The sequence below is a fragment of the Streptomyces sp. NBC_01454 genome (assembly GCF_036227565.1).
In the GTDB taxonomy this organism is placed as follows: Bacteria; Actinomycetota; Actinomycetes; order Streptomycetales; family Streptomycetaceae; genus Streptomyces.
The window spans coordinates 6,831,106-6,847,014 of sequence record NZ_CP109460.1 but is presented as its reverse complement, the minus strand read 5'-3'; the positions used below and the strand labels follow the sequence as shown (position 1 = coordinate 6,847,014).

Annotated in this window: 11 protein-coding genes and 1 pseudogene; 1 reads left to right on the top strand and 11 read right to left on the bottom strand. The window is 73.7% G+C overall.

The genetic code is table 11. From position 1 onward, the window contains the following. Nucleotides 1-9 precede the first annotated feature (9 nt). Together OIU81_RS30255 and OIU81_RS30250 are read right to left on the bottom strand one after the other, a co-directional pair. Complete coding sequence (locus tag OIU81_RS30255; protein WP_329152912.1) at nt 10-927, bottom strand: phosphotransferase family protein; 918 nt, start codon at nt 925-927, stop codon at nt 10-12. Between the two features lie 327 nt (nt 928-1,254). Next, nucleotides 1,255-1,464 carry a hypothetical protein gene (locus OIU81_RS30250; protein ID WP_329152910.1) on the bottom strand — a complete coding sequence of 70 codons (210 nt, stop codon included), beginning with the start codon at nt 1,462-1,464 and terminating at the stop codon, nt 1,255-1,257. Between the two features lie 608 nt (nt 1,465-2,072). On the opposite strand from OIU81_RS30250, the gene OIU81_RS30245 reads away from it, so the two are divergent. Continuing rightward, nucleotides 2,073-3,413 carry a serine/threonine-protein kinase gene (locus OIU81_RS30245; protein ID WP_329152909.1) on the top strand — a complete coding sequence of 447 codons (1,341 nt, stop codon included), beginning with the start codon at nt 2,073-2,075 and terminating at the stop codon, nt 3,411-3,413. A 16-nt stretch (nt 3,414-3,429) separates the two neighbouring features. Here the strand turns inward: OIU81_RS30245 and OIU81_RS30240 are convergent. The 9 genes and pseudogenes from OIU81_RS30240 to OIU81_RS30200 form a co-directional block, all read right to left on the bottom strand. Next, a pseudogene (locus OIU81_RS30240) lies at nt 3,430-3,771 on the bottom strand (TrmH family RNA methyltransferase); the annotation flags it as partial. Between the two features lie 311 nt (nt 3,772-4,082). Continuing rightward, entirely contained in the window at nt 4,083-4,565 is a 483-nt protein-coding gene (locus OIU81_RS30235) for a nuclear transport factor 2 family protein (RefSeq protein WP_329152908.1), read from the bottom strand. Nucleotides 4,566-4,574: 9 nt separating this feature from the next. Further along, the gene (locus OIU81_RS30230; RefSeq protein ID WP_329152907.1) at nt 4,575-5,312 is read right to left on the bottom strand and encodes an SDR family NAD(P)-dependent oxidoreductase; all 738 of its coding nucleotides are present in this window, start codon (nt 5,310-5,312) and stop codon (nt 4,575-4,577) included. Between the two features lie 242 nt (nt 5,313-5,554). Beyond that, on the bottom strand, nt 5,555-6,250 hold the full coding sequence (locus tag OIU81_RS30225) for a type 1 glutamine amidotransferase domain-containing protein (RefSeq protein WP_329152905.1): 696 nt from the start codon (nt 6,248-6,250) through the stop codon (nt 5,555-5,557). A gap of 739 nt (nt 6,251-6,989) precedes the next feature. Further along, on the bottom strand, nt 6,990-7,880 hold the full coding sequence (locus OIU81_RS30220) for a TrmH family RNA methyltransferase (protein WP_329152903.1): 891 nt from the start codon (nt 7,878-7,880) through the stop codon (nt 6,990-6,992). A gap of 55 nt (nt 7,881-7,935) precedes the next feature. Further along, entirely contained in the window at nt 7,936-9,174 is a 1,239-nt protein-coding gene (cobA, locus tag OIU81_RS30215) for a uroporphyrinogen-III C-methyltransferase (RefSeq protein WP_329152901.1), read from the bottom strand. A 168-nt stretch (nt 9,175-9,342) separates the two neighbouring features. Beyond that, nucleotides 9,343-13,479 carry a nicotinate-nucleotide--dimethylbenzimidazole phosphoribosyltransferase gene (gene cobT / locus OIU81_RS30210; protein WP_329152899.1) on the bottom strand — a complete coding sequence of 1,379 codons (4,137 nt, stop codon included), beginning with the start codon at nt 13,477-13,479 and terminating at the stop codon, nt 9,343-9,345. A gap of 236 nt (nt 13,480-13,715) precedes the next feature. Beyond that, the gene (cbiE, locus tag OIU81_RS30205; protein ID WP_329152898.1) at nt 13,716-14,936 is read right to left on the bottom strand and encodes a precorrin-6y C5,15-methyltransferase (decarboxylating) subunit CbiE; all 1,221 of its coding nucleotides are present in this window, start codon (nt 14,934-14,936) and stop codon (nt 13,716-13,718) included. Between the two features lie 189 nt (nt 14,937-15,125). Further along, nucleotides 15,126-15,761 carry a GNAT family N-acetyltransferase gene (locus OIU81_RS30200; protein WP_329331338.1) on the bottom strand — a complete coding sequence of 212 codons (636 nt, stop codon included), beginning with the start codon at nt 15,759-15,761 and terminating at the stop codon, nt 15,126-15,128. Nucleotides 15,762-15,909 lie beyond the last annotated feature (148 nt).

Sequence of the window (15,909 nt, the reverse complement as noted above, 5' to 3'; positions counted from 1 at the left end):
GCGAGGGGTTCACCCTACGACGGGCCCGGCGGGCGCCAACTGCTGCGGCAGGGACACCATCCGGGCACAGGCATCGACCATCGCGTCCGCCGCCTCGTCGAGGCGGCGGGCGGCGCGGGCGGCCTTGGCGACGGCGAGGGCCGCGGTCTGCACGGTCAGGGCGCGGGCGGGAATCTCCAGGTCGGGCCAGGGGTCGCCAACCGGGCGGACGGCGGTGCCGCCGGCGGCGCGGTAGGCGGCCAGGAAGCGCGTCCAGATGCCGGGGGCAAGCAGACCGGTGGCGAACCAGGCGGCGGGACGGGCCAGGTCCCAGGCACCGTCACCCAGACCGAGGTCGTCGATGTCGATGAGGAGCCAGGGGCCGTCGGGGGCCGGGTGGCGGACCAGCTGGCCCAGGTGCAGATCGCCGTGGCACAGGGTGTGGGTCCGCGGGGGCGGGGCCGCGCCCCGGGCCCAGGGCGGCAGCAGGGACCAGGCGCGCTCGACGGCCGCGGCGGCCGCGGGCAGCGGTGCGGTGCCGGGTGCCGCGGGGGCCAGGGCGCCGCGTAGCCGGGCCAGGGCGCGGGCGGCCTTGGCGGGGCCGCGCATCGGCGGCACGGGGTCCGGCAGTTGGCAGGGGTCGGTGGTGTGCAGACGGGCCAGCAGGCGGGCGGCGTCCTCCCAGGGCGCGGCGTCGGGGTCGTCGGGCGACACCGGGCTGCCGTAGGGCCGGCGGGTGAGGGCCCGGCCGTCGTCGGTGAGGGTGAGGGTGAGGAAGCCGTCGGGAGCGGTGACCGGAAGCGGGGGCAGCAGGATGCCGCGCAGCAGGGGGTGGGCGGCGATCCTCAGCCGGGCGGCCAGGTCGTGCGGGTCACCGTCGGGGGCGTGGGCCTTGGCGACCGTGTGGCCGCCGCGGACGACGGTGCCGTCGGGGCGGTCGGCGAGCACCTCGGGGGCGGCGTCCGGGGTCCCGGCCGCGGTGCCGGCCGGAGTGGGCGCCGCGGTGAGGGCGGCCGAGCGGTGGTGTGGTCATGGTTCCCCCGAGTCCCGTACGGGCCGGATCGCCGTGGGTGGTGGTGCTGCCCCGTGGGGCCCGGCCTGGGATCGGACGCGTCCACGGGCGGACCGGGCCGGGCGGCGGCCGGAAAAACCCGAAGGCCGGGCATCTCCCCAGATGCCCGGCCGTCGTGCCGTCCGTAGTTACCCCCCGTCCCCACGGGGTGAATCAACCGGAGGTCCCCGTCCCGGGCCGCTCTCCCAGGACGCGGGGCGCTTTCAGTGCCCCAGCATTCCGGCCACGGACGACGCCTGTGTCACGACGGCTTCCCAGCCGCCGAAGACGACGGAGAGCAGGATCGCCAGCGGCAGCACCATGGCCACCGCGACGAGGGGATGGCGAGTGCCGGAGGACTGCTGGCCGCCGAGCACCGCGGCGGCCCTGCGCCCCTGCGCCCGAAGGGCCGTTCGTCCTGAGGTCTCTGCCATCGTCCCGCTCCCGTCGTGTCTGGGGCGGCGGGCGTCTGACCTCGGGGGACGAGTGCTGCGCCCGCCGCTTGAACACCACATTAGGCAGCCGGCCGGCGGCAGGCGTCATGCCGTCGTATCGATTCGTCGGCATCCAGGAGGATGACGCGGCCGCGCGGCGCGTACTCCCCAGGGTGGAGAGAGACGTCCACCACCTGGGGGCATCCCCCAGGGGTACCGGCGGAGCGCGGCGGTGCGGGCACCCCTGAGGGTGACCTCGCTCACGCCGGCCGCTCCCCCGCGCACGGCCGCCCTGCCCCGTCCCCCGCCGCCGCCCGCCGCCTTTTCCGCGCCGGGAGCGTATCCCCGGCATCCCTCGCCAACCGGGCCCGATCACCTTTCATCGTGTCAATCCCCCTTGTCCGAGGGATCATTGGGATGTCCGGCGGGAAGCCGGGCGGGACGGGGTCCGATTCCGGCCCTGTGCTGCGGATTCCGCTCCGGCCACGGACAATCCGGCCGCCGACGCATGCGCGGCCTCTGCGCACAGCGAGCCGTCAATCCGTAAGCTGTGCCACGTCAGACGGTTGGCAGCGGAGGGGGCTCCCCGCCGCAGGTAGGGGACGGACATGGCGATGATGCGGCTCCGACGCGAGGACCCGCGTGTCGTCGGGACGTTCCGGCTGCACCGTCGGCTGGGCGCGGGCGGGATGGGCGTGGTCTATCTCGGCTCGGACAAGCGCGGGCAGCGGGTGGCGCTCAAGGTGATCCGGCCGGATCTGGCGGAGGATCAGGAGTTCCGTTCGCGGTTCGCGCGCGAGGTCTCCGCCGCCCGGCGGATCCGCGGCGGCTGTACGGCGCGGCTGGTGGCCGCCGATCTCGACGCGGACCGGCCGTGGTTCGCCACGCAGTACGTCCCGGGCCCCTCGCTGCACGACAAGGTCAACGAGGAGGGGCCGCTGTCCCCCGCGCAGGTCGCCTCCGTCGGCGCCGCGCTGTCCGAGGGGCTGCTGGCGGTCCATGACGCGGGCGTGGTGCACCGCGATCTGAAGCCGTCGAACATTCTGCTGTCGCCCAAGGGCCCGCGGATCATCGACTTCGGCATCGCCTGGGCGACCGGCGCCAGCACGCTGACGCACGTCGGCACGGCCGTCGGCTCACCGGGCTTTCTGGCGCCGGAGCAGGTGCGCGGGGCCGCCGTGACCCCGGCGACGGACATTTTCGCGCTGGGCGCGACCCTGGCCTACGCCTGCACCGCGGACTCCCCCTTCGGACAGGGAAGTTCGGAGGTCATGCTCTACCGCGTGGTCCACGAGGAGGCGCAGCTGGCCGGGGTGCCGGACGCCCTGGCGCCGCTGCTGGCCTCGTGTCTGGCCAAGGATCCGGCGGACCGCCCCAGCACCCTGTCGCTGTCGCTGCGGCTCAAGGAGATCGCGGCCCGTGAGGCGCACGGGCTGTCGGGCGGGCCGCTGGAGAGCGGGGCGGGTGCCGGGGCCGGCTGGGAGCGCGGCGAGCGCCGCCCCGCGGAGCGGCCGACCGGCCGGCGGGCCGAGGAGTACGCACGGCAGCGCACCGAGCGGCGGACCGGCGGGAGCACTCCGCGTCCGCAACCGCCCCGTCCTCCGGCGCCCCGTGACGCGGTCGCCCGGCCGGCCGCTCCGGCCCCGGCCGTGGGGAAGAAGCCGCGGACCGGCGGGCGTGCCGCACGGGGTGTGCCGGGTGCCCGTCCCCCGGGGCGAAACGGTTCACGTACTCCGGTGCGTACGGCCTCGGGCGGGCGCCGGCCCGGTCCCGACCGCCGGCTGCTGCGTCAGCGCATCATCGTGTTCGTGGTGGTGACGCTGCTGGTGGCGCTGGGGATCGCGGCCGCGCAGGGGTGCCAGGGGCCGACCGGCGGGCGGGGGATGGAGCGGCCCGCGCCGGTCGTCCCGGCCGGGAGCGCGGACGTCCGGCAGGCCGGCTCGGCCTGACCGTCGGGCCGGCGGGTCAGGTCGCCGGGCGGCCCGTCGCCACCGCGTGGAACGCCACCGCGGCGGCCGCTCCGACGTTGAGCGAGTCCACGCCGTGCGCCATCGGGATGCGGACCCACTCGTCGGCGGCGCGCAGTGCACCGGTGCTCAGCCCGCCGCCCTCCGCGCCCAGCATCAGGGCGGCGCGCTCCAGCGTGTGCGGGGCGGCCTCGTCGAGGGCGGTGGCCTTGTCGAGGGCGGTGGCCTTGTCGGCCGGGGTCAGCGCGAGCAGCCGGAAGCCCGCTTCCCGTACGACGGCGAGGTCCCGGGGCCAGTTCTCCAGGCGGGCGTAGGGCACGGAGAACACCGCGCCCATGGAGTGACGTGGTGTCACGACACCCTGGAGTGTTGTTGCTTCGTGTGGTGGCAGCGTGTTTTGGATGGCCTTCTCCCACCTCGCGCCGGTCGCGGTGGAGGAGGTCGCGGTAGGCGACGAGCAAGTGGTTGTTCTGGCACGGACGGTGAACGGTGAGGCGGTCTGCCCGGGGGCGGTGCCGCGTCCCGCCGTGTCCATGACGGGCGGCGGAGTGCAGTCGTCGGACGCTCGTCGAGCAGGTGAACGGGCTGAGCGAGCCGTTCGGGCGGCCAATCCGACACGATCAGACTGTGCAATCGCCCTGCGGCCCTGAGTCAGGCCCTGGCGATATTCCTTCCCGGCATCGGCTCCGCGAGTGCCTTCCGCCCTTCAGGCGCACCAAAGGCGTCCGCGAAGTACTGCGTCTCGTGCACCACATGCCCGTGGGCAAATTCCATCATGCTCACGGAGTAGGTGGGCACCCCGTCGTACGTGATGACACACTCGCTCATCCACAGATCCCCGCTGCCAACGATCCGGTGGACGGTGAATTGCCGACTGGCAGGATGCCCGCCACGTTGCGCTGAAATCGTCGCGCGGCCCCGGAATCGTTCACCTGACTGGGGGTAGTCGAGGATCGCGTCCGCAGCGTAGATGGCGTGCTCGGCGTCGATGTCCCCACGTTCCGATGCCCGCCAGTGTTCCTCGAGTGCGGCCTTCCTGATATCAGGATCCATCGCCTTGTCCCTTCTGCAGGCGGCCTTCCACCTGTTCAGCGCTTCGCGCAGAACCGACTCGGTGTCTGCGGTGTCATTCATGGCCATCTTTCAGTGGCCGGCACTCTGGCCGCCGTCCACATGCAGGACCTCGCCGGTGACGAAGGACGCCTGCTCGAGGTACACGATGGCCTGGACGACGTCGTCGACCTCTTGCATCCGCCCGAGTGGATGGCGACCCACGAGCTCGGGCGTCGTCTCCGGGTTCATCGGCGTACGGACGACTCCGAGCGAGACGGTGTTCACGCGGATGCCGTGCCCCGCGAATTCGATCGCCAACTCCTTGGTGACCGCGTTCAGCCCGCCCTTGGTCAGCGACGCGAGCGCGCAAGGTACCCGTGAATCCGGCTGGTCGACCAGGGAAGTGGAGATGTTCACCAGGTGGCCGCCGCCTTCACCGCGGGAGAGCATCGCGCCGATGGCGCTGCGCGAGACGTTGAAGAATCCGCGCAGGTTCACGCCGACGATCAGGTCGAAGTCCTTGTCCGTGTAGTCGGTGAACGGCTTGCCGATGTAGACACCGGCACTGTTGACCACGGTGTCGATCCGACCGAACCGATCCATCGCCGCCCCTACGATCCGCTCGCCCGCACCGGACTCCACCAGATCGCCGCTGAGGGCGAGCACCTGCGGATCCTCGGATTCCCGCATGGAACGGCTGGTGGCCGCGACGGCGTACCCGAGGCTGCGGTAGGCGGTGACGATGGCGGTGCCGATGCCCCCGTTGGCACCGGTGATGATCGCGACCTTCTGGGGGGTGTCCGCACCCGTCGTGTCGTTCACGCTCACCCCTCGCCTCCTTCGCCTGATCGGCATGCCGCAGGCCGGTGACCCATCCCGGCACACCCGCCGGGACTCAGCGGCCACGGCCATGGCCCGGCCGACAGGTGAACGTTTCCCGGACCTGCCGGGCGGATTGCACCTGGAGCCGCGGTGGGTGCGGGATCAGCGGATTCGGAGCGGGTGCCGGCCCCACGGACACGGCCCGCGTGTGCGGGCACGCGCCTGGGCCGGATCGCCGCGGGACGGCGTCACTTGAGGATTTCCAGCATCCGGTTACCCAGGACCGCGGCCGAGGCCGGGTTCTGCCCGGTGATCAGGTTGCGATCCTCGACCATGTACGGCTCCCAGATCGGGCCGCGGCTGAAGTTGACCCCGACCTTCTCCCGCACATCGGTCTCCAGCAGCCACGGGGCCCTGGAGGCCAGCCCGACGCCTTCCTCCTCGTCGTTGGTGAAGCAGGTGACGTGGAAGCCTTTGAACGGCGACTCGCCGTGAATCCTGGTGGCCAGCATCGAGGCAGGGGCGTGACAGACGATGAACAGCGGGTTGCCCGAGGCCAGCTGCTGCGTCAGCAGCCGTCCGGCATCGGCGTCCCACGCCAGGTCCGCCATCGGACCGTGACCGCCCGGCAAGTACACCGCGTCGTAGTCCTCGAGGCGCACGTCCGACAGTTGCAGCGGCCGACGCATCACCTCCGCGGAACGGATGATGGCCTCCAACTCGAGGGCGCTGTCATTTCCGCCGACCATCTCGGGGCGCAGGCTCATCATGTCGACGTTCGGGGTCACGCCGTTCGGCGTCGCGACGACGACCTCGTGGCCGGCCTCCGTCAAGATCTTGTACGGGTTCGCGAACTCCTCGGCCCAGTAGCCCGTCGCGTACCTCGTGCCGTCCTTCAACACCCAGTAGGTGGCTCCGCTCACGATGAAAAGCACCTTGGCCATGGCAAAGATCCCCTCTCGGGCGCCTATCAAAGGTTCCGCGGGATGAGCCATGAAACCGACTCGCCGCCGCCGGTTTTCCCCTCTTTCGTCAATCTAGCCTCGGTCATTCACGTGCGCGCGCCGAGGTGAGGGGTTCGGCTGGGGTATCCGATTGCCTACAGTTCGCTCTGTGGCGTGATCGCTGCTGGTCAGGTCGGTGGGCCGCGTGTCGTCGCGTGCGGCGTCGGCTTCCACTGGCCGAGGGTGCTGCGGGACTCCTCCCTCCGGTGAGTGGGGGCGGCGGGCCGGCGATCAGCCGGGATCTGGCAGGGGCTGATACGCCCCCACGCGGCGACGGCCCGGTGGGTCGTGGGCCAGGCCGGGTCGAACTTGAGCTCACGGCGGCGGGCATGCTCGGTCAACTTGGCCGGGACGTCGAGGAGTTCGGTGCGGACGGGGGCGCGTTCGGCCTTGGATCAAGCGCATCGCCACCTCAGCCCCCCAAAGTCGACGGCTGGGGCTACTCCGCACAGTGGTGGCACCCCCGGCGGCCACGGCAAGGATTGCGCCGCCCTCGGCGTGTACGGGCACTACATCTCTGTCGATGCCGTGAGCAAGACCGTCATGGTGAATCTCAGCGATTACGGGGACCAGCAAGACGAACGGGAGACCCTCGACGCCCTGCGCGCCCTCGCCCGGACAGGCTGACCTGTGCCTGCCTTGCTGCCACGGGCACGCCTGCACCTGGTCGCGCGAGTTCTTATCGGAGCCTCGTCGCGTAGAAGGCCACGGCGGAGGCTGCGGCGACGTTGAGGGAGTCCACTCCTGCGGCCATCGGGATCCGGACCCATTCATCTGCCGCGCGCAGGGCGTCGACCGACAGCCCGTCGCCTTCGGTGCCGAGCATCAGGGCCAGCTTCTCGTACCGGCGGGCGGCCAGTTCGTCCATCGTGATCGACTTCTCTCCGAGGCACAAGGCAGCCGTGACGAAGCCGTGCTGCCGGAAGAGCTCGATGTCCTTCGGCCAAGAAGTCAGCCGGGTCCAGGGGACGTGGAAGACAGCGCCCATCGACACCTTCACGGACCGCCGGTAGAGAGGGTCAGCGCAGCGTGGCGTGAGGAAGACTGCGTCCAAGCCCAGAGCGGCCGCGTTGCGGAAGGCAGCCCCCAGATTCGCATGATCAACGATGTCCTCGAAGATGGCGACGCGCTGACCTGCACTCTTTTGTAGACCCAAAGGCAACATCGCGCCGATGTCGGTGTGGTCGTCGACCGCTTCCTTGACGACGATGCGCCGGGCCCCGGCGAGGAGTTCGGTGGCGTCCGGCAGCGGCTTGCGCTGCATGGAGGCCAGCGCGCCGCGGTGGACGTGATAGCCCGTCACCCGCTCGGCCAGGTCCGGGCTGACGGCGTAGACCGGTGCCGGGACCTCGTCGATGACATCGCGCATGACATCGACCCACTTCGCCGACAGCAGCATGGAGCGCATCCGGTAGCCGGCGTGCCGGGCTCGCCGGATGACCTTCTCGCCCTCGGCGATGAAGAGCCCTTCGGCCGGCTCGCGGCGGCGCCGCAGTTCGACGTCGGTCAGGCCGGTGTAGTCGGCCAGCCGGGGGTCGTCCGGATCGTCGACGGTGATGATTTCTGCCACGGAAAGAGAGTGCCTTGTCGGTGTCGGGGTTTCCATGCCGCGCAGGGGCGGGTGGTCACCTGGGGGCAGGAGCGGGGGCGACGGTGACGACCTCACCGATCACGATGACCGCCGGGGGGCGCACGCCCTCGGCCCGTACGGTCTCGCCGAGCGTGGCGAGGGTGGCGTCGACGCGGCGCTGGGCCGCGGTGGTCCCCTCCTGGATGACGGCGGCCGGGGTGTCGCCGGCGCGGCCGTGCTCGATGAGCTTGGCGGCGATGGCGCCGCTGTTCTCGACGCCCATCAGGACGACGAGGGTGCCGCGCAGACTGGCGAGCGAGGGCCAGTCCACGAGGGAACGCTCGTCGTCGGGGGCGACATGGCCGCTGACGACGGTGAACTCGTGGGCGACGCCCCGGTGGGTGACGGGGATGCCGGCGGCCCCGGGCACCGAGATGGTGCTGGAGATCCCGGGGACGACCGTGCAGGGGATACCGGCGTCGGCGAGTGCCTGGGCCTCTTCCATGCCGCGGCCGAAGACGAACGGGTCGCCGCCCTTGAGCCGGACCACGGCCTTGCCCGCCTTGGCGTGCTCGATCAGCGCCTGGTTGATCGCCTCCTGTGCCATGAAACGGCCGTAAGGGATCTTGGCGGCGTCGATGACCTCGACATGCGGGGGGAGTTCGGCGAGCAGATCGCGGGGGCCGAGCCGGTCGGCGATCACCACGTCCGCCTCGGCGAGCAGCCGGCGGCCGCGGACGGTGATCAGATCGGGGTCGCCGGGGCCGCCGCCGACCAGGGCCACGCCCGGGGTGTGCGGGCGGCGGTGGTGCGGGGCGGCGATGCTGCCCTCCCGCAGGCCCTCGACGATGGCGTCGCGTACGGCGGCGGAGCGGCGCGGGTCGCGGCCGGTGAGCACGGCGACCGTGACGCCCTCGCTGCGGCCGGTGGCCGGGGTCCAGGCGGTGGCCGCCTCGGCGTCGTCGGAGCGTACGCACCACACCCGGCGGTCCTCGGCCTCCTGGGACGCGGCGGCGTTGGCCCGGGGGTCGTCGGTGGAGATCAGCGCGTACCAGGCGTCGGCGAGGTCGCCGTCCTGGTAGCGGCGGCGCTCCCAGCGGAGCTCGCCGGCGTCCGCCATCGCCTCGACGGACGGGGTGGCGGACGGGGAGATCAGCAGGACATCGGCGCCCGCGGCGAGAAGCGAAGGCAGCCGGCGCTGGGCGACCTGCCCGGCCCCGAGGACGACCACCCGGCGGCCGGACAGCCGCAGTCCGACGGGGTAGGCGGCGTGTTCGGCGGCATGCTCAGCCATGGCGGTACGGCTCCTTGTGCGGATGAGGCGGGATCGACGGCCTGCGCAGCCGCTGCGGCGCTGGAACGGCTGGTGAGAGGTGGTACGGCGGGGCGGCGGGTAAGGCCCCGGCCCACAGCCTATGGGGCTGCGGGCCGGGGGTCATGCGGGGGCGGGTGGCTGCTCCGCTCAGATCTTCTCGGTGACTCCGGCGGAGTCGAAGGTCGCGACCTCGTGCATGGCGCGGGCGGCGCTCTGCACCACGGGGAGCGCCAGCAGGGCGCCGGTGCCCTCGCCGAGGCGCAGATCGAGGTCGACCAGCGGGCGCAGGCCCAGCTTGTTCAGGGCCGCGACATGGCCCGGCTCGGCGCTGCGGTGGCCGGCGATGCAGGCGGCCAGCGCCTCGGGGGCGATGGCGCGGGCCACCAGTGCCGCGGCGCCGGCGCTCACCCCGTCGAGGATCACCGGGGTGCGCAGCGAGGCGCCGCCGAGGATCAGCCCGACGAGGGCGGCATGCTCCAGGCCGCCGATCGCGGCGAGGACACCGATGGGGTCGGCCGGGTCGGGCCGGTGCAGCTCCAGGGCGCGGCGGACCACCTCGACCTTGCGGGCGTGGGTCTCGTCGTTGATGCCGGTGCCGCGGCCGGTGACCTCGACCGGGTCGACGCCGGTGTAGACGGCGATCAGCGCGGCGGAGGTGGTGGTGTTGGCGATGCCCATCTCGCCGGTCAGCAGTGCCTTGTTGCCGGCCGCGACGAGATCGCGGGCGGTGTCGATACCGACCTCGATCGCCTTGAGCACGTCCTCCTGGGTCATCGCCGGGCCCGCCGTGAAGTCGGCGGTGCCGGCGCGGACCTTGCGCGGCAGCAGACCGGGGGTGGCGGGGAGTTCGCTCGCCACGCCGACGTCCACGACACAGACCTCGGCGCCGACCTGGTGGGCGAAGGCGTTGCAGACCGCGCCGCCGCCCAGGAAGTTGGCGACCATCTGGCCGGTGACCTCCTGGGGCCAGGGGGTCACGCCCTGGGCGTGCACACCGTGGTCACCGGCGAAGATCGCGACGGCGGCCGGCTCCGGGATCGGCGGCGGGCACTTGCGGGACAGTCCGCACAGCTGCGCGGAGATGATCTCCAGCATGCCCAGCGCCCCGGCGGGCTTGGTCATCCGCTTCTGCCGCTCCCAGGCCTCGCCGAGCGCCTTGGCGTCCAGCGGGCGGATGCCCTGCAGGGTCTCCTGGAGGAGGTCGTGCGGGCTCTCGCCGGGCAGCGCGCGGCGCCCGTACGTCTCCTCGTGGACCACCCACGACAGCGGACGGCGCTTGGACCAGCCGGCCTGCAGCAGCTCCGGCTCTTCCGGGAACTCGTCGACATAGCCGACGCACAGATAGGCGACGACCTCCAGGTGGTCGGGCAGGTCCAGTTCGCGGACCATCTCCCGCTCGTCGAAGAAGCTGACCCAGCCGACGCCCAGGCCCTCGGCGCGGGCCGCGAGCCAGAGGTTCTCGACGGCGAGCGCGGAGGAGTACGGGGCCATCTGCGGCTGGGTGTGCCGGCCGAGGGTGTGCCGGCCGCCGCGGGTGGAGTCGGCGGTGACGACGATGTTGACCGGCGTCTCCAGGATCGCCTCGATCTTGAGCTCGCGGAACTGCTTGGCGCGCGCCTTGGGCAGCGACTTGGCGTACGCCTCGCGCTGCTGCATGGCGAGCTGGTGCATCTTCTCGCGGGTCTCGGCCGAGCGGATGACGACGAAGTCCCAGGGCTGGGAGTGGCCGACGCTGGGGGCGGTGTGGGCCGCCTCCAGGACGCGCAGCAGCACGTCGTTGGGGATCGGGTCGCTGCGGAAGCCGTTGCGGATGTCACGGCGTTCGCGCATCACGCGGTGGACGGCGGCGCGCTCGGAGTCGTCGTACCCGGCGGCCGGGGACGCGGCGGGGGTGTCGGCACCGTCGCCGTCGGGCGCCGCCGCGGGCGCCCGGTCACCGGACGGCTGCGGCCGGTCGTCCTCTTGGTCCTCGCCGAGCTGGACGAGCGCGGCGGCGTCCTGCTGCCGGGGCGTCTCGTCGAGGGGTGCGCCGGGGACGTCGTCGGGCGCGGGCACGGCGGTCGCGGGCTGTTCACCGGACGCCTGGGCCGGGATGTGGACGACGACGGGCGGGTCTTCGGCGGGCGGGGCGGCGGGCTCGGCGGGGCCGCGGGTCTCCGGCGCCTCGTCGGTTGCGGTGGGCTCGTCAGCCCCCGGGATCTCGTCCGTCACGGTGGCCTCTTCCGTCTCGGCAGGGCCGGCGGTCGCGGGGTCCGTGGCCGGGGCGGTGGGGTCGGTGCCCGGGGCGGCACCGGCCGGGGAGGTGGCGGGCTCGGCGGGGCTCCCGGCGGCGTCCGTCACGGGCTGCTGGTCGGTGCCGGCATCCGGGGCCCGCAGCGCGGCGGCCTCGGCGGTCTGCTGCCCTGCGGCGTCGGCGGGGACACCGGGCCGCGGCTCGTCGGCGGCCGGCTGCTGCGCCTCGGGCGGCTCTATGACGGCCCCTTCCGGGGAAGCGACCTCCTCGGAGGCGCCCTCCTCGGGTGCGGGATCGGCTACGGGAAGGGCAGCGGCAGCCCGGGGCTCGGCGGCCGGTTCCGGGGCGGAGACGGGCTCGGCCACGGGGGGATCGGCCGGAGCGGACTCGGCCGGAGCGGACTCAGCCGGGGCGGACTCCGCCTGGGGCACGGCGCCGGGCTCCGGCTGGGGCGCGTCGACGGCGGGGGCCGGTTCGGCGATGGCCGGTTCAGCGGGCTGCGGCTGGTCGATGGCCTCGGGCGCGGGGGCGGCCTCGGGCACGTCACCGGCCGGGACGTCCGCGGCGGGCTGTGCGGGCAGCGGCGCCGGGGCCTCGTCGGCAGGGGCGGCCGGCGCCTCGGCGGCCGGCCGCTCCGCGTCGGGCCCGACGGGCTGCACGGGCTGCACGGGCTCCACCGGCACCGCGGCCTCGTCCGTCACCGGCACGGCGGGAGCGGGGGCCACGGCCTCGGGCTGCTGGACCACCGCAGCGGCGTCCTGGGCGGCGGGCGCGTCCTGAGCGGCGGCGTCCGGCACAACGACGTCCGGCGTCACGGCCTCTGCCGTAACGGCCTCCGCGGCGGGGGCCTGCGCCACGGCGGCGTCGGGTCCCGTCGCGTCCGCCACGGCATCCGCCGCCCCGGCCGTATCGTCCTGCCCCGGCGCGGCCGCATCCGGGAGCGCCTCCGGCGTCACGTCGGCCACGTCCTGCGGCTGCGCGGGGGCTTCGGCCCGCTCGCCCGGCGCGGCAGCGGGGGCGTCCGCGACGGCGGGCGCGGCGGCGGGCTGCGCGGCGGTCTCGGCCGGCAGCGGCTGCGGCTGTCCGGTGGGCAGGGGTGCGTCCTGCGGTACGGCCTGCACGGCCTCGGGCGCGAGCGGCGCCTCGGGGGAGACCGTTTCTGCAGCCGCCTCCGGCACGGGCTGGGCCGGGGGCTCGCCCCACGGCGTGACCTGCGACGGGATCTCGCCGAGCTGCGGGCCGGGCAACGGGCCCTGGCCCGCGGCGCCGTAGGTCTGCTCGGCGGACCACTGGCCCTCGTAGGGCTGCCCGCCGTACGACGGGGCCGCGAAGCCCTGCGCCGCCGCGTCCCCGAACTGCTGCCCGGGGTGCGGTGCGCCGGCCGGCGGACCCGCCATGGCCTCGGGGGCCCCGGCCGGGGCGTCGAAGTACTCCGGGCCGCCGGTGGGCGGTTCCACCTGCGGCGCGACGGCCTGCGCGGGCGCTTCCGCCGGACCGCGGTCGGCCAGCGAACGGACCACGCCGCCGGTCGCGTCGGGCACCGGCGGGCCCATGTGCAGCGGACGGCGCGGGGGCGTGGCGGGTGCGGCCGCGCGGGCCCGGTCCTGCTGACGGGGTGCCGCGGGCTGCGGAATGCGGACGGCGCCGAGGTCGACGGAACCGGAATCGCGGCCGCCGCTCTCATGGTCACCGATCGGGGCGGACACCGGCTCGAAGCCGGTGGCCCCCTGGGCGGCCGCGTCGTACGGGGCGGCCTGCGGAAGCTGCTGGTCCGGGCCCTGGTGGGTCTCCTGGGGCTGCGGGAGCGACTGAGGCGCCGGCTGCTCGCTCCAGGCGCCCTGGGCACCCGGCATCAGCAGCAGATCGTCGTCCTCGGCGGCGCCGTCGGTCTGGTCGGGATAGGGGTACTCGCCCGGAGGAGGCGCCATGCCCGGCAACGGAGCCGGACCGGCATCGGCAGGGGAGGGAGCGGCCGACGGCTGCGGCTGCCCGGGATGTCCGCCTGCGTTCTCCGGCTGACCCTCGCCCGGGACCTGGCCGGTGTCGGTCATGCGTACCCCTCGCCCATTGGTAGTGCTCCTTCCAACCGCTCGTGCGACGCGCTCGACCGGGGCGCGCCGACGCCCCGATAGCTAGAACGAGCGAGCGCGCCTCGCGGCACGTCCGCTCTCCAGAGCTTCACATTCAGCCAAAACCACGGCACTTTCCGGATATTGGCGTACGAAGCCGAACGCGGAACGGCGGCGCAACGATCCGCCAGCCTACCTCGCGCGGGTTGCCGTGCTGGTCATGGGTGAGAAACGCGATAGCCGCTCAGCAAAAACACCACGGACCGCTCGCGTTCGACCCACGCGGAGGTGTCCAGGTCGACGGACTGCAGCAGTGCGCACTCGACGTCGTAGCCGCCGTCCGCCAGCGCCCGGCCGAGCGATTCGGCCTCGTCGCGGGTGGCCGCGTGGGTGACGATGCGTTCGGGGCGGCGGGCCGCGCAGGCGGTGACGACCTCCGCTCCCCCGCCGCCGACCCGGATGACATCGGGTTCCGGCAGGTCCTCCAGGATCTGCGGCGCCCGGCCGTGGACAACCTGGAGTTGGACGCCGTGCCGGCGGGCGAGGGCGGCGGTGCGCCCACAGGCGTCCGCGTCGGTGTCCACCGCGATGACCGCGGCACCGAAGCGCGCGGCCTCCACCGCGGCGGCCCCGACGCCGGTACCGATGTCCCAGACCAGGTCGCCCACCTGCGGCCCGAGGCGGGCGAGTTGCGCGGTGCGCAACGGGACGGACTCCCCCTCACCGAGGACACCGCCGTAAGCGCCGGCCGGAAGACCCCAGCCGCGCGGGCCCTTCGGGCCGCCCACCTCGCGGCCGGCGATCCAGCCGGTGCCCTGCTCCGCCGCACCACCGGGTGAACCGCCCACCACAATCACGACATTGGGGTCACGCCAGACATGGTCGGCGACCTTGTCCGATGTGAGGACCGTCACCCGCTCCCGGTCGGTGCCCAGGTCCTCGCAGATGACGAAGGTGCGGTGGACGCCGTCGAGCAGCAGGGCGAGTTCGGCCGGCCCGGCGCCGGGCGAGGTGAGCACCGCGACCTTGGTGTGGGCGCGGCAGACGTTCACCGCACGGCGCAGTTCGCGGCTGTGGGCGACCACGATCCGGGCGTCCTCCCAGGGCATGCCGGCCCGGGCGAAGGCGGCCGCGACGGAGGAGACGGCCGGCACCACCTCCACCTCCAGGCCGTGCTCGGGCGCCCGCAGGGTGCGTACGACGCCGAAGAAGCCGGGGTCGCCGTCGGCGAGCACGACGGCGGTGCCGCGGTGCTGGGCGATCCGGCGGGCGGCCAGGGTCACGCTGCCGAGCCGGATCCGCTCGGCGCGCGGCGGGACTTCGGGAAGTGCGAGGTGGTGGGCGGCACCGGCCACGAGGGTCGCGGCGCCGAGGGCGGAGCGGGCGGCGGCGGTCAGCGGAGAGCCGTCCCATCCGATCACCGTGACCCGGTCGGCCATGCTCGTCAGTCTCCTGGGTCTGCTGTGGTTACGCGGGCAGCCGCGGCCGCGGGTGGGCCGCAGGCCGGTGGCGCTGCCGCCGTGGTCCGCCGGTCCGCGCTGGTCGCGCGGGTGCGCGGCAGGCCGAGGGTACCCCGAGAGGTACGGACCTGCGTGCGGGCGTGTGCCGGTCGCCCGCCGGGCGGCGGGTCAGTTCCACTCGGGGTAGGTGAATCCGTTGGCGTCCGCGAGCCGGCCGGGGACCCCGTCGAGGTCCTCGGGCAGCAGGCTCCACACGATCAAGTCAATGCGGATGTCGGTCCAGCCGCCGTCCTCGGTGCGGCTGCGGGCTATGAAGGCGTTGCGCAGCACGCCCTCGCTGATGCAGCCGACCTTCTGGGCGACCTGCTGGGAGGCGGTGTTGCCCGCCGCCGTACGCAGCTCCAGACGCTCGAACTTCTGGTCGTGGAAGACCCACTGAGCGGTGGCGAGCGCCGCCTCGGAGGCATAGCCCTCGCCGCGGGCCCAGGAGGCGACGATGTAGGAGAGCTCGGTGGAGCGCAGCCGCCAGTCGGTGTTGCTCAGCTGGACCACGCCGACCAGGCGCTGGGTGAGGAACTCGGTGACGGCGAAGTCGATTCCGCGGCCGGCGGTGCGTTCGGCGGGCGCGTACCCGGCGACCCAGGAGCGGGCGGCGGCGCGGGTGTAGGGCTGGGGTACCGCGGTCCAGGCCGCGACCAGCTCGTCGTTCATCATGTCGGCCAGCGCCGGCACATCGGCCTCTTCAAGGGGACGCAGCACCAACCGGTCCGTGCTGATGGAGATGTCCGGAAAGGTGGATGTCATGCCGCTGCTCCCACGCCGTTGACTGTGGTGTTCCGGAACGTCGCGGGCTGTGAGACCGCGAGGTCACGGGCCGTCTTGACCGTCTTGAATGCACAGCATGCAGCATCGGCCGTGGGGTGTGCCACGCGCGTGGGCCCCGGCCGCACAC

Excerpts from the sequence above, each read along its gene's own strand:
- cbiE (WP_329152898.1), bottom strand. The coding sequence starts at position 14,936 with ATGGCCGACCGGGTCACGGTGATCGGATGGGACGGCTCTCCGCTGACC.
- cobT (WP_329152899.1), bottom strand. The coding sequence starts at position 13,479 with ATGACCGACACCGGCCAGGTCCCGGGCGAGGGTCAGCCGGAGAACGCA.
- OIU81_RS30225 (WP_329152905.1), bottom strand. The coding sequence starts at position 6,250 with ATGGCCAAGGTGCTTTTCATCGTGAGCGGAGCCACCTACTGGGTGTTG.
- OIU81_RS30245 (WP_329152909.1), top strand. The coding sequence starts at position 2,073 with ATGGCGATGATGCGGCTCCGACGCGAGGACCCGCGTGTCGTCGGGACG.
- cobA (WP_329152901.1), bottom strand. The coding sequence starts at position 9,174 with ATGGCTGAGCATGCCGCCGAACACGCCGCCTACCCCGTCGGACTGCGG.
- OIU81_RS30235 (WP_329152908.1), bottom strand. The coding sequence starts at position 4,565 with ATGAATGACACCGCAGACACCGAGTCGGTTCTGCGCGAAGCGCTGAAC.
- OIU81_RS30200 (WP_329331338.1), bottom strand. The coding sequence starts at position 15,761 with ATGACATCCACCTTTCCGGACATCTCCATCAGCACGGACCGGTTGGTG.
- OIU81_RS30250 (WP_329152910.1), bottom strand. The coding sequence starts at position 1,464 with ATGGCAGAGACCTCAGGACGAACGGCCCTTCGGGCGCAGGGGCGCAGG.